Here is a 16,869-nt window from a genome sequence, read left to right on the forward strand (position 1 = left end):
ACACCATTTGTAGCACACTGAGAGTAAACATCCGTCTCGTATAAATGCTTTATCCTTAAACAATATATTTGTATATGCGAAATCGGTGGCCAAACGGTTGCCAATATGGGGCTTATCGGCCGTAAACGTCCATTCCCATAACCCCTGTTCGTTCCTCGTAGAATTCGTTTATTATACAACAGTTTTGGAGGCGAACTACGATGTAACTGGGCTCAGCCGTTTCCGCTCCGTTTGCGGAGGCGGACACCACCCACGCTCGAGGAACTGGGCTGTTCGGGCAACTACTTCCTCGTCGGCGACCGGATCGTCGCCGTCACCGCCGAAGGGATGTACGGCTTCCGGAAATCGCCAGGCCGACGGCTGAGCGTCCTCTGAAACGATTAAAAACCGCTCACTCTGTTCGCGACCCGCTTACGACGGCACGACCGTCACCGGATCCTTCCGATCGATCGCCTGCTCTAACTCGTCGGCGATCGCGCTCCCTCGAGACACCTGAATCTCGCCGCCGCGGCTCACCGTCGCGGTGAAGAGGTACTCGCCGCCGGCCTGGACCTCGACGGTCTCGCCGTGGTTGCCGTCGACGGGGATGACGATGTGTCGCGAGGTGATCTCCGGAGTGACCATCTCTCCGGCCTGGGAACCGCTGGCGCCGGCGCCGTTCGCGCTGGCGCTGCCGCCTCCGCCGCCGGCCCCATAGTTGGGGTTCTCGTCGTGGGTCCGAACATCGATGTCGATACCGAGGCGATTCTCGACGTCGGTGATCCGACCACCGCCCTTGCCGATGACGCTCGAGATGTCGTCCTCCTCGACGTAGACGACGGCCTTGTCCTGGCTCTTGAGTTCGACGTCGACGTAGCCGCGCGCGATCGAGCGGATCTCGCGTTCGATCTCCTGTTTGGCGATGCGGTCGACGCCGGACTCGTTGCCGGGGCCGCCGTCCTCGTCGTTGAGCGGGACGGTGACGACCTGGCGGTTGAAGGTGTAGATCTCGTACTCGGGCTCGCCCGTCTCGAAGTTCGTGACCTGAATGACCGGCCGCGCGAGGTCCTCCTCGGTGAGTCCCGCGGGGACTTTGACCTCCGTCCGGACGTCGTAGACGGTGTTGACCTCCCCGGCCTCGATGTAGACGACGGTGTCGACGACCTGCGGGATCATCCCGAGTTCGACCCGGCCGACGAGCCGCTGGAGGGCGTCGATCGGTCGCGTCGCGTGGACGACGCCGATCATGCCGACGCCGGCCAGTCGCATGTCCGCGAAGACCTCGAAGTCGTCGGTCTTGCGGACCTCGTCGTAGATGGTGTAGTCCGGCCGGACCATCAGCAGGGCGTCGGCCGTCTTGGCCATCTGCCCGCCCAGTTCCGTGTACTGGGTGATGTCGGGGCCGACCTGCAGGTCCCGCGGTTTCTCCATCGTCTTGACCGCGTAGTCGTGATCGGAGATGAATCGCGCGACCGCCTGCGCGAACGTCGACTTCCCGGCACCGGGCGCGCCCGAGATCAGGACGCCGCGCTGGCGCTCGAGCAGCCGCTCTTTCAGTTCGTCGGCGTTCTCGTAGTCCTCGATGTCGGTCTGGGCGATCGGCCGGACGGCGGTGATCTCGATGCCGTCGGCGAAGGGGGGTCGGCCGATCGCGATCCGGTAGTCCCGAAACTGGACGATCTTCATGCCCGGCTCGGAGAGCTCGAGGAAGCCGTCGGGGGACTCCTTGGCGGCGTCGACGATCTCGCGGGCGTACTCGTCCATCGTCGCCTCGTCTAACGGGTCGTCGGCGATCCGCTCGTAGCGCATTTCGCCGAGTTCGCCGCGCTTGGCCTTCGGCACCGCGCCCGTCTTGAGGTGGACGCTCATCGTCTGGTCGTCGAAGTAGGTCTCGACGGTGAGCGTCTCTACCTCGCGAGTTTCGGGCGAGACGTGCTGGACGTCTAACCCCTTCGCACGGGCGACTTCGGCCTGGACGACGTCGCTGGTCAGGAAGGTGGCGCCGAGATCCTCGGCGAGATCCCGAATGAGGGCGTCGATCTCGCCCTCCGAGGCGTGGCCCCGCTCGATGGCGTTGGGCCGCTCGCCGATATACTCGAGCTCGATGACGCCCTCATCGGCGAGGTCGGCCAGCCGCTGGAGTTCCTCCAGCCCGTCCCAGCCGGTATCGATCCCGTCGTTTGCCTGCGCTTCGAGTTCCGCGACGACGGCCTCCGGCACCGAAATCGTCGCTCCCTCGAACTGCCCGTCTTCGATAGTCGCCGAGACGCGGCCATCGATGACCACGCTCGTATCCGGCACGACGTTCATACGCAAACTGGTCGACGGACGCCTATAAGGGTGTTCCACCTGCGAAAGTCGTATCGGCGGTGTCTGCGACGTCCGTAGTCCGCGTCTACGACGTGCTCGAGGTCGTGACCGTCTTCTCGTTCGATAGGCGTCGAGCGGTCGATCCGCCGACTGTGACCGGTGGCCTCAACTCGCCGCCCGTCGACAACTCGTCCATGGAGGTCGTCGATCTGACCCGCGAACTCGTCTCGATCCCCAGCCACGAGGACGAGACGGCCGCGGGGGACTACATCGAGGCGTGGCTCCGCCGCGAAACCGACGCCGACGTGCACCGCGACGGAGCGGGCAACGTGATCGCCCGGAAAGGATCCGGCGGGGAGACGCTGGCGCTGGTCGGCCACCACGACGTGGTCGAGCCGGCGGCTTCGCAGATCGCAGCCAGCACAGACGGGGACTCGGAGTACGCCCTCGAGGAACGCGACGGGCGGCTCTACGGCCGGGGCGCGGCCGACATGAAGGGCGCCGTCGCGGCCGCGATGCTCGCCTTTCGAGACAGCGAGGTACCGCCCGCCTCGAGCGGCGAGACGACGTCCGGCAACGCGACGCCGGGCGGCGAGCTCATCTTCGCGAGCTTCGTCGGCGAGGAGGTCGGCGGCGTCGGCGCGCGCCACGCCATCGACCGCGGGTTCGCGCCCGACTACGCCGTCGTCGGCGAGGGCTCGACGGGCTACTCGAGTCCGGGCGTCACTGACGTCGCGATCGCCCACAAGGGTCGCCGCGGATCGACGATCACCGCCCGCGGTGAGGCCGCCCACGCGAGCGAAGTCGGTGCCGGCGAGAACGCCATCTATCGCGCGACCGACGCCGTCGACCGCGTCCGCGACCTCGAGCCGCCGTCGGTCGAGGTGGCCGGCGAGACCCTCGAAGGGAGCCTCGCCGTCACCGAGATCGAGGGCGGCTCGGCGATGAACGTCGTTCCCGACCGCTGCGAACTGACCGTCGACGAACGGACCGTCCCGGGCGAGCGAGCCGCCCTCGAGCGCGTGACCGATCTCGAGGGCGTCGAGTGGACCGTCGACCAGGACCTGCCGCCGATGCGCTGCGACGACGAGGCGTTCGCCGAGGCAGTCCTCGAGGCGGCCGACGCCGCCCAGCCGGGGTCGCCGGAACTGATTACGAAGCCCCACGCGACCGACGCGGGGTGGCTCGCCGCGGCCGGCGCGGAGTGCGTGATCTGTGGCGCCGCCGAACCCGGCGAGGCCCACACCGAAGACGAGAGCGTCTCCCTCGAGGTCCTCGAGCGGTGTTGGGAGACCTACCGGAGGCTAGCGGCGTCGTGGCTCAATTAGGTGCACAACGGGAGAGACAGTTACTTCGGCGAACTGTGCGAATCGTCGGAGAACCAGTCGTCGGTAACGTCCGCCGGGGACGCGGTCCCCGAAGACCGGACGCTTCGATAGAGGTGCTCGAGGTGCTCGAGCGTCTGCCGGACGTCGTAGCGCTCGATGGCCGCCCGCGTGTCCCGATCCGTCCGGAGACAGCGTTCGATGGCGTCGGCCATCGCCTCGCAATCGCCGTATTCGAACCGCTCGCCGTTGTCGGACCCGATCGTCCGGTCGAACGGTGGGACGTCGGACGCGACGACGGGCGTGCCGCAGGCGTTGGCCTCGAGCGTCGAGAGCCCGAGCGTGTCGGCGGTCGAGGCGGTGACGAACGCGTCGATCGAGGAGTAGAAGACCGGCAGCTCCTCCCGGGGGAGAAAGCCGCGGATCTCGACGTTATCGGGCGCCTCGCGCTCGAGGCAGTCGCGATAGGGGCCGTCGCCGACGATGACGAAGTCGTACTCCGGGAGCGCCTCGGCGACGCGGAGGATCTCGCTGACGTTTTTCTCCATGCTGAGCCGGCCGCTGTAGCCGATGACGGTCCGGTCGGGATACCAGTCCTCGTCGGTCGGCTGGAAGAACTCCATGTCGATGCCGACGGGAAGCTGGACGTGTTCCACGTCGCGTTCGATTCGACTCGTGGAGGCGGTCACGATGTCGAAACTCCGGAGGAACGTGTTCTCCATCGGGACGTACAGTTTCGAGAGCGCGGTGGCGATCGACTCGAACTTGACGTTCTGGTGGAAGTACTCCTCGATCGGCGTGTGGTGAGTGTACACCGCGGGCAGGTCGTGTTTCCGGGCGTAGTACCGACCGAGCATGCCGACCGTCGCCGGCCCGTGACAGTGGACGATATCTAGCTCGGGGAGCGTGGACGGCCGTTTGAACACGGGGATCCGATAGCCGGGATAGAACGGGTTCGACACCGATCTGACCGGAATCTCGCGATCGCCGGGTTCGTAGTTTCCGTCCGGGTAGACGACGTACACCTCGTGTCCGTCCTGTTCTAACTCCTCGCGCCAGAGTTTGATCGTATACGTGACACCGTCGATCTCGGGGAAGTAACTGTCCGTAAAGAACCCAATTTTCATTCAGGTCACCTCGTCGTAAAGCGTCTGGTACTGGCTTGCGACCGACTCGAGCGTGAACGCCTCGCTCCGTTCGGCCGCGTTCGATCCGAGTCGCTCCCGGCGGTCGGGATCCTCGAGTCGCTCGATGGCGTCCGCGAACGCGTCGACGCCGGACCCCGACGCCGCCACCTTCAGGCAGTCCTTGCCGTCATCGAGCCAAGAGAACGTCTCGATGTCGCGGACGAGGATCGGTTTCCCGGCCGTCATCGCCTCCAGCAGCGCGATGCCCTCGTTTTCCTCGTGGGTGGGGAAACAGAAGATGTCTCCCGCCGCGTACGCGCCGCGGATGTCGTCGACGTACCCGGTGAACGTGCAGTTGTCCGGGGACTCCTCGATGAGTCGCGTCGTCTCCCGCCCCTTGAGCGAGAGGTCCAGCGGGCCGAACCACGCGAAATCGAGGTGGGGCAGCCGACGGGCCAGTTCGACGAACGTCTCGAGGCCCTTACGCTTGATCACGTGGCCGACGAGGAAGACCGTCGGCGACTCGAGGTCGTAGCGCTCGCGGTACTCGTCCTCGAGAGCCTCGAAGCCCTCGAGTTTCTCGCCGTCGACGCCGTTCGAGACGACGGTCGTCGTCGCGTCGGTGTACGTCTCGATCAGTCGCCGGTTGTACTCGGAGGGACAGATCAGCGCGTCGGCCAGCCCGTAGGCCCACTCGAGGTACGGTTTCAGCGGTCTCGCGAGCGCGTTGGTAAACCGGAAGCTGTCCCCGAAGTCCTCGGCGGTGACGTGGGTGTGAGCGACGACGGGGATTCCCCGCGACCGCGCCCGCCGCGCGTACCAGACCGAGCGCGGGCCCATGAGGTTACAGTGGAAGACGTCGGCGTCCAGCGTCGGCTCGGTCGTGTACTCGACGTCCAGCCGATCCAGCATCTTCCGCTGGTGGACGACCGACTCGCGGATGCCGCCGGTGACGTGTTCCTCGAGTTCGAAGTAGTGGCTGATCTTCATCCCGAGTATCTCGTGGCTGTGGTGGCTGTGGTCGATTCGGGCGCGCTCGAGGGGATCGACGGGACGGTGCGGTGGCCGTGACGAGGCGTTACGCGACTTCGAGCCACGGCACCTCCATGAGCGGCGGGATGTGCGTCTCGATGTGGTGTTCCCAGACGCCCTCCTCGCCGAAGGCCTCCCCGTGGTCGGCGGTCACGATGACTTTCCCGTCCAGTTCCGGGATCAGTTCGGCGACGGACTCGAGGGCGATCCGTAGGTTCTCCTCGTAGAGCTCCAGGGCCGCCTCCCGCGTGCCGTTCTTGACGAGGTCCGTCGGATCGAGTTCGAGCCAGAGCCCCGCTTTCTGCGCGAGTTCGCTGTCCTCGAGTCGGCTCTCGACTTTCGGTCGGATGGTGTCGCTGAGCGACGACAGCGTCCCGTCGCCGCCGTCGGCCGCCTTCTCGGCTTCCTCCTGGCGGCGGATCCCCTTCTGGATCTGCTTGAGCTTCTGTCCCTTCCCGCGGGAGAGGTAAGGAGCGTGGGGTTGCATATAGTGGAGGACCGTCCGGTCTGCCCGCTCGACCGCATTCTGGTTGTTTCGGAACGCCTCCGCCAGTCCCTCCGGCGGGACCGTCCCGAGGTCGTCGTCCCAGCCGGACTTCCAGACGTCGAAGACGTCGCTGATGTGGTCCGACGCCGTCCACTCGTAGTCGCAGCTGGCGCCCCACTTGAGTTCGTTCAGCGGGATTCCGAGGTCGTTGATGAACGGGTTTCCGGAAAAGTACGCGATATCGTGCTCGTCGGTGAACGTCCGGTACGCCCACTCCGGCGTGGACGAGCCGGTGCTCCACCGCTTTTCGAGCGTTCCGTCGAGATACTCGTCGTAGACGTCGCGGAACACGTCGTACCGGCACGCGTCCAGCACCAGACAGTAGTCCCACTCGGACTCGAGGAAATGCTGGTCCTCCATCGGTTGGGTTGGGGTTTCGAGTCGACCAACGTATGCTTACTGGTGTCCGGACAGTCACGGCAACTTTCCCGTTTCGATCAGTATCGGCTCGGAAACAGGGGTCAGGGCGTCGAATTCGGACGCTGTTACTCGAGGTGATCGAAGCGCCCGTTACTCGAGGTAGCCGAGTTCGCGCAGGCGGTCGCGAGTCTCCTCGTCGGCCTCGGCTAACGCGTCGGCGTCCTCGGCGTCCGTCTCGCTGGGATCGATCCACGCGCCGCCGGCGGCCTGCTCGAAGCGGGCGAGCGCGCGTTCAGTGTCGGCGACGACCCCGTCGTCGACCGGATCGACCGGCGTCGATTCCGCGGGATCCTCGTCGAGGCGGTAGCCCTCGTCGGGGATGCGGTCGGCCCGGGCGTACTTCGCGTCGGTGCTGCGGGCCGCGCGCAGGCGGGAGTAGGCCCGGTGATCGTCGGGCAGTTCGATCCCTGCCTCGCTGGCCTTCTCTTCTAAGTGATGGAGTTCGATCACCGGCTGGGCGTACTCGACGAACGCGTAGTCGTCATTGGACTGCGTTCGGCCGCTCGAAGGACTTCGTCCCTCGCTGTCGTCGGACGCCTCGCCACCCTCGGCGTCGAGCACCGCCTGCTGGCCGGGATCCGGCTCCGAGACCCCCTCGAAGGCGCGGTACTCGTCGGACAGGAGCGACCGCGTCGGATCGCGACCGGTGACGGAGATGTCGTCGTCCGCCGGCGCGAGCGCGTCGTCGGGATCGACGTCCAGCGCCTCGAGGACCGTGTGATAGCAGTCGAGCAACTCGACGAGGTCGTCGCGCCGGTCGGCCTCGAGGGCGGGGTGTTTGACCAGCAGCGGGACGTTGATCAACTGGTCGTAGAGGGCGAACTCGTGGCCGTAGAGGTCGTGTTCGCCGTGGAGTTCGCCGTGATCGGCGCAGACGACGACGGTCGTCTCCTCCCACTGGCCGGTCTCGCGCAGCCAGTCGAACAAGCGGCCGAGTTCGGCGTCCATGTGGGCGATCTCGGCGTCGTACAGGCTCCGGATGTCGTCCCACTCCTCGTCGTCGATGTCGCGCGCGCCCGAGTTGTACTCCTTCGAGTTCTGGCAGACCTCGCTGGGGTCGACGCCGGGAGCGAACTCCTCGCGATACTCCTCGGGCGGGTAGTAGGGCAGGTGGGCGTCCATCAGGTTGACGAACGCGAACCAGCCCTCGTCGCTCTCGCTGTCGTCGATAAAGGACTTCGTCCGGTCGATGACCGACGGCGTCTTCGTGTCGGCGCCCTCGCCGCTGGCGAGTTTCTCGTGGGCCATCGCGCCGAGTCTGACGAGTTTCGACGCCAGATCGCGGAGGTAGTCGTTGTCGTTGACGGTCTGCCAGGCGCTGGCCAGCGGCCCCGAGAGGACGTCGCCGGGGAGGACCTCGAAGAACGAGTCCTGCGCGTCGAACCCCTCGGTGAGGCCGGTGTAGGGGGTGATCCAGGCGTTCGAGGAGTAACACGCCGTGTCGTAGCCGGCCGCCGAGAGGGCCGTCGCGAGGGTGGCGTCGCCTTCGAGGTACGGACTCCCCTGATCGGCCCCGTGCTGGCTCGGATACCGGCCGGTAAACAGCGAGGCGTGGACCGGCAGCGTCCACGGCGCGGGCGCGACGGCCGACTCGAAGACGGTCGCCTCCTCGGCGAACGCGGAGAGTTCGGGCGTCGTTTCCCGTTCGTAGCCGTACGGACCCAGTCGGTCCTTCCGGACCGTGTCCAGCACGACAAAGAGGACGTTGGATTGCTGAGCGTCGTCCATTACGGGAGACAACTGAGTCCATCCAAATAAAACGCGTCAACTGTCTCGAACCGACGAGAGACCCATCAGATATCGTGAATGTAGTCGATTTACTCGCTCGACACGTCGCCGGTGGATAGTCAGCATCCAGCCGAAAGGCGATCTCGCACCGTTGATTTCGCGTCGGTTTCCCGTCGGCGATAATCAGACGTTTCAAGTCCACTGACGATCCACGTCCGCTATGGACGAGCGAAATCGGCGGCGGCTGCTCATCGGCGCGTTCGGCGCGCTCGCCGTCTTCGCCGTGCTGTTCTTCGCGGTCGGTGCGCGCGACGTCATCAACACGCTGTTCTCGGCCGCGCCCTCGCTGGTCGCCGCGACCTTCGCCCTCGCGCTGTGCTGGCTGGCCGCGTGGAGTCTGATGCTCCGGAGCGTGCTGGTCGCCCTCGACGTCAAGCTGTCGGTCGTCAAGGCGTTTTTCGTCTACGCCGGCGCCGTCTTCGCCAACAACGTCACGCCGTTCGGCCAGGCCGGTGGCGAGCCGGTCGCGGCGCTGCTCATCTCGAAGACCTCCGACGCGCGCTACGAGACGGGGCTGGCCGGGATCGCCAGCGTCGACGTGCTCAACGTCGTCCCCTCGATCTCGCTGATCCTCGTCGGGATCGGCTACTACGCGACCACCGCCACCGTCGCCGAGCGCCTCGAGACGGCCGTCGGCTCGGCGGTCGTGCTGATCGCGGCCATCGTCCTCGCGATGGCGGTCATCTGGCGGTACCGGGAGACGCTCATCGAACGCCTTCCGGCTCTCATCGCCCCCCGTCTCGGTCGACTCGGGCTCGCTCGCTTCCAGAGCGAGACGCTCGAGTCGGATCTAGCGGATCGGATGGGGCGATTCTTCGAGAACATCGAACTCGTCGCGACCGACCGCTGGCGCCTCTCGGTCGTCGTTGGTCTCTCGCTGGCCGGCTGGCTCTTTCAGGTGGCCGCGCTCACGGTCGCGTTCGCCGCGCTCGGCTACAGCGTCTCGCCGTACGTCCTGCTGTTCGTGATCCCGCTCGCGAACCTCGCGGGCGCCGCCCCGCTCCCCGGCGGGCTCGGCGGTATCGAGGCCGCCTTCGTCACGCTGCTCGTGCCGACCACCGGCATCCCGGCGTCGACGATCACCGCGGCCGTGCTCATCTTCCGCGGGGCGATCTACTGGATGCCCGTCCTGATCGGCGGCCTCTCGGTGTCCGCGTTCGGCGTCAAGGCCCTCGAGTGACCGCCGAAGGCGGTCGATCGAGGATGATCGTGGTTCGAACGAACGACCGAGCGGTTGATCCCCGTCGGGCACGGACGGTCGGTCGTCGACACGCATGTACCGAGGTGGTCACATCGGCTTCAACGCCCTTCTGTACGCCCCGTTCGTTCCGATGGTGAGCCGCGGCTGGTCGCTCGAAGTGGCGCTGCTGGGAGCGGCTCTCGCCGTCGGACTGGCGAACCTCCCCGATATCGACCAGCCGCTGCCGCGGATCGCCCATCGCGGGCCGACGCACACGATCTGGTTCGCCCTCGTCGTCGGTCTGTGCGCCGGCGTCACGACGGCGCTGGCCGTCCCCGCGACGCCGTCCGGCTTCTGGTTCGGGTTCGTCGTCGGGACCGGCAGCATCGTCGCCCACCTCGCCGGAGATATCGTGACGCCGATGGGGATCAGCCCCTTCGCGCCGGTCTCGCGGTACCACGTCACGCTCGACTGGTTCAAGTCGAAGAATGGGCGGATCAACCGGGCGTTCCTGCTGGTCGGATCGACCGCGCTACTCGCGTCGCTTGGCCTGACGATCGGACGGGTCGGAACGGTCGCTCCCGTGGGCTGATCGGTCGCCCGCTATCGACGCGGCGAGAGCGCCCTCCGTCCGCCACGCGAGGACGCCGAGCGACGCCGCCCAGAGCACCGCCGTCGCCGCGGGGCCGTGAACCGGGACGCCGGGGCCCGCGGTCGAGGCAAGCGGGAACAGCCAGTCGATGCCCTTCGACGAGAGGGAGTCGATCGCGAGGTGCGAGCCGATCCCCAGGCCGACGGCGAGTGCGACCGTCCGATCCCGGCGGAGCGCGTACGCAACGGCGACGACGGCGACCGCGAACAGCGGCGTGTGCGTGATTCCGCGGTGGACCAGCGGCCACCCCCACGCCGCGGGGAACAGAAAGTCCGCGTCCGGGAGGAGGCCGAGGGCGACGCCGAGGCGCGGATCGGCGTCGGTGACCCCTCGGACGAGGGCGTAGCCGACGACCGCGTGGGTGGCGAACGCAGAGACGAGAAACGTGATCCGAGTCGCGTCCATCGAGGGGACCTTCGGGCGGCACCGCCACATGCGTTATGGCTCAGTGACACCCGGACGAACCGTCGCGTCGATCGAAGACTACGAGAACCAACAACGCTTACATTCGGGACGGAATAGAACCCGGATATGGTACCGCTGCAACTCGAGGGGATGCCGTCCTGGCTCGAGTCGCTGTTCACGTCGGAGTTTGCGTTCGCGGTCTTGTTAGGGATCTGCATCCTCGAGGGGGCGATGATGCTGCGGTTCATGCCGAGCGAACTGGTCGTCCCGGCCGCGCTGGCGCTGATCGGGTCGTCGATCCCGGAGACGGTCGCGATCGTCGCCGTTGCGGTCGTCGGCACGACGATCGGTCAGTTCCTGCTGTTCTGTCTCGTCCGCCGCGCTGGGCGAGAGTACGTCATCCAGAAGCGGTGGTTCCCGCTCACGGAGGCCCGACTCGAGCGCTTTGACGGCTGGTTCGACCGCTGGGGCGGGATCGCCGTCGCCGGCAGTAACACGATGTTGGTCGTCAGAGGCCTGCTCACGATTCCCGCGGGACTCTCGGAGATGGACGGCCGGACGTTCGTCGCGCTGTCGGCGCTCGGCTCGCTTTCCTTCCAGTCGATTCTCGCCGCCCTCTACCTGTTCGGCGGCTATCTGCTAGCCCTGTGACGGGGGCCGGTGCCCGGTGAACGGGCGCGTCGTCGACTATGCCACACGCCAGCGGCTCAGCGCGACCGAGCGATCGGTCGATGCGCCCGCTCGAGACCACCGCCCGCTGACAGTCCGATACGTCGCGGGTTTCTGGCCAGACGAGTCGACTCGGGTGATATTCTCGTCGCGGATCTGCTATCTGCCTCGTCGGCCGACCAAGGTTCATACCGTAAGTCGTTGCAATCGGTACCATGTCGCCGTCCCTGCCGATCGAGACGGGCGGTGAGGGAAATCGGGATCGATCACTGGCGGGCGTCCCGGTCGAACTGTATCCGATCGTCCTCATCGCGACTGCGCTGCGGCTGTTCCGGCTCGAGTCCGAGAGTTACTGGGTCGACGAAGTCGTCTCGGTGACCACCGTCACGTCGAACACGCCGATCGAACTCCTGATCAGCGTGCCGGGGAACGATCCCCACCCGCCGTTCTACTACCTCCTCCTGTCCGGCTGGACGGCCCTCTTCGGCACGAGCGAACTGGCCACGCGACTGCTGTCGGCCCTCGCCGGCATCGCCACCGTGGTCGTCCTCTACGGGATCGGGCGGCGACTCTTCGACAGGGAGGTCGGAGCGATCGCCGCGGTCCTCGTCGCCGTCTCGCCGTTCCACGTCTGGTACGCACAGGAGGTCCGAATGTACAACCTGCTCGCGTTGCTGACCGCGCTCTCCGTCTACTACTTCGTGCGGATACAGACGGATCGAGCGACCGACGAGTCCGGGTTTCGAACCGAGATCGGGTACGTCGTCTCCACGGTCCTGCTCGGCTACACGCACGTCTTCGGGCTGTTCGTGATACTCGCCCAGAACGCCTACGTCTTCTCACGACCGCTCGTCCGGATCGTCCCCCGGTCGCGACTGACGCTCCGCCGCTGGTTCGAACTCGAGGCGCTCACCGCCCTGCTACTCGCGCCGTGGCTGGTGAAACTGGTTCGCCGAATGCTGGCGGCGCGTGCTGGCGAGACGACCAACGTCTCGTGGATCCCCCTACCGACGGCCGAGACCGTCAGGGAGACGTTCGCGGCGTACCTCGGCGCCTACCTGTTCGAGGAGTCGTTCCCCCTTCTCGTCTCGCTCGTCGTCGTCGGCTGTCTGGTGCTCGCGCTCTCGAGCGGCCGATACGTGGCGACGGAGCCCGGCACCAGTGCGGAAGCCGACCGGAGCGAAGCGGCGGGAACCGACCGCGGGAGGGAGATAGCGGCCGACCGCGAGAGCCTACCGGTAAATGCCGTCTACCTGGTCGTCCTCTGGTTCGTCGTGCCGATCCTCGTTCCGATCGCCCTCTCGCACGTCGTGACGCCGATCTTCGTGGACCGGTACTCGATCGGCGCGTCGCTGGCGTTTTTCCTCCTGATCGCAGTCGGGATCCGGACGCTCTCCCGGCCGTCGCTTCGGTACGTCGTCGTCGGGGTGCTCCTCGTGGGTCTCGTGGCGCCGCTCCCGACGTACTACCAGGACGACCAGAAGGAGCAGTGGCGGGGGGCCGCCGCCGACGTCGAGTCGGCCGTCGACGGCGACGACGTCGTCCTCGTGAGCAGACCGTTCACGGAGCGGACGTTCGGCTTCTACTTCGACCGGTCGGACGTGCCAACGGTCCGGATCCCGCCCGACGCGTCGGGCGACGAGATACGGTCGGCCGTCGACGGCCACGACGACGTCTGGATCGTGCTCTCGTACACCAGTTCGTCGACCAACCAGCGGATCGTCGACGCCGTGGCGAACCGCGACGACTACCGCGGCCCCGTCGAGGTGAACCGGTACAACGGCATCGCTGTGGTCCGGCTCGAGCGGACGTCGAACGGCGGCTAGACTCGCCGGTGGCGGCCCGCTCGTCGGTCACGCTCGCTCGAGTCCGAACGCGCCGAACCGCTAGCCGCGATCGGTTCGACTCGGCCAGCCGTCACACCGCTTCGCGTCCAGTCGATCGTCGGTCATCGCGACCCACCGTACCTCGTTCCAGCTCAACCGATAGTGACAGGTCTCGGGCTCTATCTGCTCCCAGTAGATCGTCTGCATCGACGGGACGTCCCCGTCGGCCGGCGTTATCGGCGGGGGCTCTCCCTCCGGCTCGGCTTCCTCTTGTATCGTCCGAAGCGTCGACTGCGGGACGGGCGAGCCGAAGTGCCAGACCAGTCCCGAGAGGACGAGCAGTCCGACGACGGCGACGACGGCGACGGCCGTCCACCGGTTTCGGTTCGCCCGGGTCGCGTCGTGGCCGCGACGGTCCGTCGCCGGCGATCCGCGTGCGGTCCCGCGCTCGACGGCGACGGCGACGCCGAGCGCGACGAAGGCGAGCCACGGGAGCGCGTCCGTCGAGCCGTCCAGATCGACGAACAGTACCTGGAGGGCGAGCAGCGAGCCGCCCGCCGGAATCCACCACCGCTCCCGGAGGTCGCGGACGGCGGCGCGCGCCCAGCCGTAGAGCGCGACCGGGACGAGCAGCGACCCGTAGCCGAACACCAGCAGTATCGTGTAGACGCGCTCGGCCACAGTGTACGACGATCCGGCGGTCAGTGGGGCGACCACTGTCTGGACGACCATGGAAACGAGCCCCCCCGTGGCCGCGAACGCGAGGACGACGGCACCGGTGACAACGGCACCGCCGCCGACCACCGAGAGCACGTCCTTCCCGCCGTTTCGCTGGTACGCCATTCCGACGACCAGCAGCGCAAAAACCGCCCCAGACTGCCACGACCCGGCGCTCAGCGCCGCGGCGGCGCCGGCGAGGAACGGCCGGTCGCGGAGCGCCAGCGCGAGCGCGAGGACGCCGAAAAACAGCGCGTAGAACTGCGCTCGGACGCCTTCTGGGGAGAGGAGAAAGAGCTCCGGCACGACGAGCATCGCGAGACCGGCGGCGATCGCCGCCGCGTCGTCCCCAGTCACGTGGCGGGCGATCCACCCGACGAGCAGGACGCTCGCGGCTGCGACGAGCGTCGTGAGCGTCGCTCCGAGACCGTGCAGCACGAGCATGTTCCCGCCGGAGAGGGCGGCGAGCACGGCCGCGATTCCGAACGGAACGGGCGGGTTCACGTCCCAGACGTCGACGTACGGAACGCCGCCCTCGAGGACGTACCAGCCCGTGTGCTGGAAGAACGCCGGGTCGGTCGCGATCGTCGGCCAGTCGACGAGCAGGTACCTGCCGAAGCCGGCGACGAACAGGACGGCGACGATCGGCCCGAGGACGACGATCCAGCGGCTGTGAGTCCGGAGACGCGAACGTGTGGCCATCTCAGATCCGCTGTGAGACCTTCTTCGCGACGGCGAGGGCGCCCTGGTCCCACGCGACGCGGTGGTCCAGACCGCTTTCATCGGCCTCTTCGTCGGCCTCGTAGTTCTCGAGGTACCACTCGTAGGTCTCCACGAGCGCCTCCCGGTTGGAGTACTCGGGCTCCCAGCCGAGACCCTTCAGCTTCTCGACGGAGACGTAGGAGTCCTCGTGGGCCGTCTCGTAGACCCACGGATACAGCGGGGAGAGGTTCAGTTCGTCCAGCACGCGGAGGACCGCGACCGTGAGGAAGGCGGGCGTTCCGATGGTTCGTTTTCCCGTCCCCGCGTAGTCGATGGGGGCCTGGAAGTCCTCCTTCATCGTACCGAACTCGTCGGTACCGACGTTGAACGTGTCGTTCACCGATTCCTCGTCCTCGGTGAGCAGCAGTTCGATGGCGGTGACGAGGTCGTGGACGTGCAACAGCTGGTAGCGGTTGTTCCCCCAGCCGACGAGCGGAACGTTCGCGCCGTCCTCGATCCAGTCGAACAGCACCTGAAACACGCCGAGCCGCTGCGGCCCGACGAACGTCTTCGGGCGAACGATCGGGACGCACATCCCCATGCGGCGGAAGTCCTGACAGACCTTCTCGGCCTCGATCTTGGCCTCGCCGTAGGGGCCGACCCCGTCCAGAGGCGACTCCTCGGTGATGGGATGCGTGTCGTGGGTCCCGTACACCGCCGTCGAGGAGACGTAACAGACCCGCTCGACGTCGCGGTCGTTCGCTGCCCAGAGCACGTTTCGCGTCCCGTCGATGGTCGTCTCTCGGATGCGGTCGGCGTCCCACAGCGGGAGCGCGGCCGCCGTGTGCACCACCGCGGTGGCGTCGCTCTCCTCGAGCGCGTCGGCGACGGACGCCTCGCTTCGAACGTCTCCCTCGATGAACTCGATTCCGTCCGTGTCGTCGTTCGGCTCGAACGGCTTGAGATCGAACGCGGTGACGTCCCACCCCTGATCGCGGAAGTACTGACACGTGTGCAGGCCGAGGAATCCGGTCCCTCCAGTGACGAGAAGCGAGCCACTCGAGTCGTCGCTCTCGCGCTCACTATCGCTCATCGTGATATCACGCTGAACGTCGATACGGCGGGTCAAGAGTGTACCGAGGTGTAACGAATCCGTACAGTCACGGGCCCATTGAAACCGAGACGTCCGGCACGTGACACAGACCGTGAGGGAGTCACAGGCAAGCCGGTCCTTTTTGCCGTCATGTGAAGTCGAGGAGACAGATGGCCCGCGCCTACACCGACCGGCGTCGGTTCGTGGGAACCGTCTCCGGGCTGGTAAAGGAGACGCGTCCCTGGCAGTGGTACAAGCAGGGCATCCTGCTTCTGGGGCTCGTCTTCTCCAAGAGCCTGTTCGATCCGGTCGCCGTCACGAACGTCGTCCTCGGAATCGTCGCCTTCTGTGCCGTCGCGGGCGCGACGTACATCGGCAACGATATCCTCGACGTCGAGGAGGACCGCAACCACCCGCGGAAGAAACACCGACCGATCGCCAGCGGGCAGGTTCCGATCCCCGTGGCAGTGACGTTCGCAGTCCTGCTGTTCGTCGGCGGGCTCGGCCTCTCCTGGTACCTCGGCCCGCTGTTCCTCCTCGTCGTCAGCGCGTACCTCGCACAGAACGCGCTCTACTCCGCGGTTCTGAAGGAGATCGTCATCGTCGACGTGATGGTCATCGCTATCGGGTTCGTCCTGCGGGCCGTCGCCGGCGTCGTCGCCATCGACGTCTACCTGAGCCCCTGGCTCGTCGTCTGTACGTTCCTCGGGGCGCTCATGCTCGCGCTCGGCAAGCGCCGCCACGAGATGATCGTCAGCGACGATCCGGCCGCGTCGCGCGCGACCCTCGCGGAGTACACCGAGGAGACGCTCGACCAGTTGCTCGTCGTCGTCCTCGCGGCGCTGGTCGTCTCCTACTCGCTCTACACGTTCTTCCGCGGCGACCTGTGGATGATGACCACGCTCCCGTTCGCCTTCTTCGCGGCGTTCCGCTACCACCTCCTCGCCCACACGCGGAATCTGGGCGGCGACCCGAAGTTCCTCTTCGGCGACCCCCCATTTTTCGTCAACCTCGTCCTCTGGGGGCTCCTCGTCGTCGCGGTCCTTTACGGGGTTCCGCCGCGACTCCTCGAGGTGATCGCGTGACCGTCTCACCCC

General features: G+C 66.7%; 15 protein-coding genes. 7 read left to right on the top strand and 8 right to left on the bottom strand.

Annotated features, from left to right (window positions below):
* Nucleotides 1-231: 231 nt before the first annotated feature.
* The gene (locus tag HTUR_RS27530) at nucleotides 232-375 is read left to right on the top strand and encodes a hypothetical protein (RefSeq protein ID WP_187291464.1); all 144 of its coding nucleotides are present in this window, start codon (nucleotides 232-234) and stop codon (nucleotides 373-375) included.
* 36 nt (nucleotides 376-411) lie between these two features.
* Here HTUR_RS27530 and HTUR_RS17285 read toward each other — a convergent pair whose 3' ends face one another.
* Nucleotides 412-2,289, bottom strand: coding sequence for a PINc/VapC family ATPase (locus HTUR_RS17285; protein WP_012944631.1), 1,878 nt, complete (start codon nucleotides 2,287-2,289; stop codon nucleotides 412-414).
* A gap of 194 nt (nucleotides 2,290-2,483) precedes the next feature.
* On the opposite strand from HTUR_RS17285, the gene HTUR_RS17290 reads away from it, so the two are divergent.
* A complete protein-coding gene (locus HTUR_RS17290) occupies nucleotides 2,484-3,617 on the top strand; it encodes a M20 family metallopeptidase (RefSeq protein ID WP_012944632.1) in 1,134 nt (377 codons plus the stop codon).
* Nucleotides 3,618-3,637: 20 nt separating this feature from the next.
* Here the strand turns inward: HTUR_RS17290 and HTUR_RS17295 are convergent, their stop codons facing one another.
* The 4 genes from HTUR_RS17295 to HTUR_RS17310 all read right to left on the bottom strand — a co-directional run bounded on the left by HTUR_RS17295 (nucleotide 3,638) and on the right by HTUR_RS17310 (nucleotide 8,468).
* Nucleotides 3,638-4,741, bottom strand: a complete 1,104-nt coding sequence (locus HTUR_RS17295; RefSeq protein ID WP_012944633.1) for a glycosyltransferase — start codon at nucleotides 4,739-4,741, stop codon at nucleotides 3,638-3,640.
* Nucleotides 4,742-5,731, bottom strand: coding sequence for a glycosyltransferase family 4 protein (locus HTUR_RS17300; protein ID WP_012944634.1), 990 nt, complete (start codon nucleotides 5,729-5,731; stop codon nucleotides 4,742-4,744). It abuts the gene before it with no gap.
* Between the two features lie 88 nt (nucleotides 5,732-5,819).
* Nucleotides 5,820-6,680 (bottom strand): hypothetical protein, encoded by an 861-nt coding sequence (locus tag HTUR_RS17305; RefSeq protein WP_012944635.1) that lies wholly within the window; start codon nucleotides 6,678-6,680, stop codon nucleotides 5,820-5,822.
* Between the two features lie 150 nt (nucleotides 6,681-6,830).
* On the bottom strand, nucleotides 6,831-8,468 hold the full coding sequence (locus HTUR_RS17310) for a sulfatase (protein WP_012944636.1): 1,638 nt from the start codon (nucleotides 8,466-8,468) through the stop codon (nucleotides 6,831-6,833).
* A gap of 220 nt (nucleotides 8,469-8,688) precedes the next feature.
* Here HTUR_RS17310 and HTUR_RS17315 point away from each other — a divergent pair, with 220 nt between their 5' ends.
* Nucleotides 8,689-9,708, top strand: a complete 1,020-nt coding sequence (locus tag HTUR_RS17315; protein WP_012944637.1) for a lysylphosphatidylglycerol synthase transmembrane domain-containing protein — start codon at nucleotides 8,689-8,691, stop codon at nucleotides 9,706-9,708.
* Nucleotides 9,709-9,802: 94 nt separating this feature from the next.
* The gene (locus HTUR_RS17320; protein ID WP_012944638.1) at nucleotides 9,803-10,300 is read left to right on the top strand and encodes a metal-dependent hydrolase; all 498 of its coding nucleotides are present in this window, start codon (nucleotides 9,803-9,805) and stop codon (nucleotides 10,298-10,300) included.
* Here the strand turns inward: HTUR_RS17320 and HTUR_RS17325 are convergent.
* Nucleotides 10,241-10,765 (bottom strand): metal-dependent hydrolase, encoded by a 525-nt coding sequence (locus HTUR_RS17325; protein WP_012944639.1) that lies wholly within the window; start codon nucleotides 10,763-10,765, stop codon nucleotides 10,241-10,243. The two genes, HTUR_RS17320 and HTUR_RS17325, sit on opposite strands and share 60 nt — an antisense overlap.
* A 126-nt stretch (nucleotides 10,766-10,891) precedes the next feature.
* Between HTUR_RS17325 and HTUR_RS17330 the strand changes: the two genes are divergently transcribed.
* On the top strand, nucleotides 10,892-11,416 hold the full coding sequence (locus HTUR_RS17330; protein WP_012944640.1) for a DedA family protein: 525 nt from the start codon (nucleotides 10,892-10,894) through the stop codon (nucleotides 11,414-11,416).
* Between the two features lie 233 nt (nucleotides 11,417-11,649).
* On the top strand, nucleotides 11,650-13,260 hold the full coding sequence (locus tag HTUR_RS17335; RefSeq protein ID WP_012944641.1) for a glycosyltransferase family 39 protein: 1,611 nt from the start codon (nucleotides 11,650-11,652) through the stop codon (nucleotides 13,258-13,260).
* 60 nt (nucleotides 13,261-13,320) lie between these two features.
* On the opposite strand, the gene HTUR_RS17340 is transcribed toward HTUR_RS17335, so the two are convergent.
* Nucleotides 13,321-14,679, bottom strand: a complete 1,359-nt coding sequence (locus tag HTUR_RS17340; protein ID WP_012944642.1) for a DolP-mannose mannosyltransferase — start codon at nucleotides 14,677-14,679, stop codon at nucleotides 13,321-13,323.
* 1 nt (nucleotide 14,680) lies between these two features.
* On the bottom strand, nucleotides 14,681-15,772 hold the full coding sequence (locus HTUR_RS17345) for an NAD-dependent epimerase/dehydratase family protein (RefSeq protein ID WP_012944643.1): 1,092 nt from the start codon (nucleotides 15,770-15,772) through the stop codon (nucleotides 14,681-14,683).
* 170 nt (nucleotides 15,773-15,942) lie between these two features.
* Between HTUR_RS17345 and HTUR_RS17350 the strand changes: the two genes are divergently transcribed.
* Nucleotides 15,943-16,857, top strand: a complete 915-nt coding sequence (locus tag HTUR_RS17350; RefSeq protein WP_012944644.1) for a decaprenyl-phosphate phosphoribosyltransferase — start codon at nucleotides 15,943-15,945, stop codon at nucleotides 16,855-16,857.
* Nucleotides 16,858-16,869 lie beyond the last annotated feature (12 nt).

The organism is Haloterrigena turkmenica DSM 5511 (assembly GCF_000025325.1).
Classification (GTDB): Archaea; Halobacteriota; Halobacteria; order Halobacteriales; family Natrialbaceae; genus Haloterrigena; species Haloterrigena turkmenica.

Excerpts from the sequence above, each read along its gene's own strand:
- HTUR_RS17310 (WP_012944636.1), bottom strand. The coding sequence starts at position 8,468 with ATGGACGACGCTCAGCAATCCAACGTCCTCTTTGTCGTGCTGGACACG.
- HTUR_RS17345 (WP_012944643.1), bottom strand. The coding sequence starts at position 15,772 with ATGAGCGATAGTGAGCGCGAGAGCGACGACTCGAGTGGCTCGCTTCTC.
- HTUR_RS17305 (WP_012944635.1), bottom strand. The coding sequence starts at position 6,680 with ATGGAGGACCAGCATTTCCTCGAGTCCGAGTGGGACTACTGTCTGGTG.
- HTUR_RS17300 (WP_012944634.1), bottom strand. The coding sequence starts at position 5,731 with ATGAAGATCAGCCACTACTTCGAACTCGAGGAACACGTCACCGGCGGC.
- HTUR_RS17330 (WP_012944640.1), top strand. The coding sequence starts at position 10,892 with ATGGTACCGCTGCAACTCGAGGGGATGCCGTCCTGGCTCGAGTCGCTG.
- HTUR_RS17335 (WP_012944641.1), top strand. The coding sequence starts at position 11,650 with ATGTCGCCGTCCCTGCCGATCGAGACGGGCGGTGAGGGAAATCGGGAT.
- HTUR_RS17290 (WP_012944632.1), top strand. The coding sequence starts at position 2,484 with ATGGAGGTCGTCGATCTGACCCGCGAACTCGTCTCGATCCCCAGCCAC.
- HTUR_RS17350 (WP_012944644.1), top strand. The coding sequence starts at position 15,943 with ATGGCCCGCGCCTACACCGACCGGCGTCGGTTCGTGGGAACCGTCTCC.
- HTUR_RS17325 (WP_012944639.1), bottom strand. The coding sequence starts at position 10,765 with ATGGACGCGACTCGGATCACGTTTCTCGTCTCTGCGTTCGCCACCCAC.
- HTUR_RS17285 (WP_012944631.1), bottom strand. The coding sequence starts at position 2,289 with ATGAACGTCGTGCCGGATACGAGCGTGGTCATCGATGGCCGCGTCTCG.
- HTUR_RS17340 (WP_012944642.1), bottom strand. The coding sequence starts at position 14,679 with ATGGCCACACGTTCGCGTCTCCGGACTCACAGCCGCTGGATCGTCGTC.
- HTUR_RS17295 (WP_012944633.1), bottom strand. The coding sequence starts at position 4,741 with ATGAAAATTGGGTTCTTTACGGACAGTTACTTCCCCGAGATCGACGGT.
- HTUR_RS17320 (WP_012944638.1), top strand. The coding sequence starts at position 9,803 with ATGTACCGAGGTGGTCACATCGGCTTCAACGCCCTTCTGTACGCCCCG.
- HTUR_RS17315 (WP_012944637.1), top strand. The coding sequence starts at position 8,689 with ATGGACGAGCGAAATCGGCGGCGGCTGCTCATCGGCGCGTTCGGCGCG.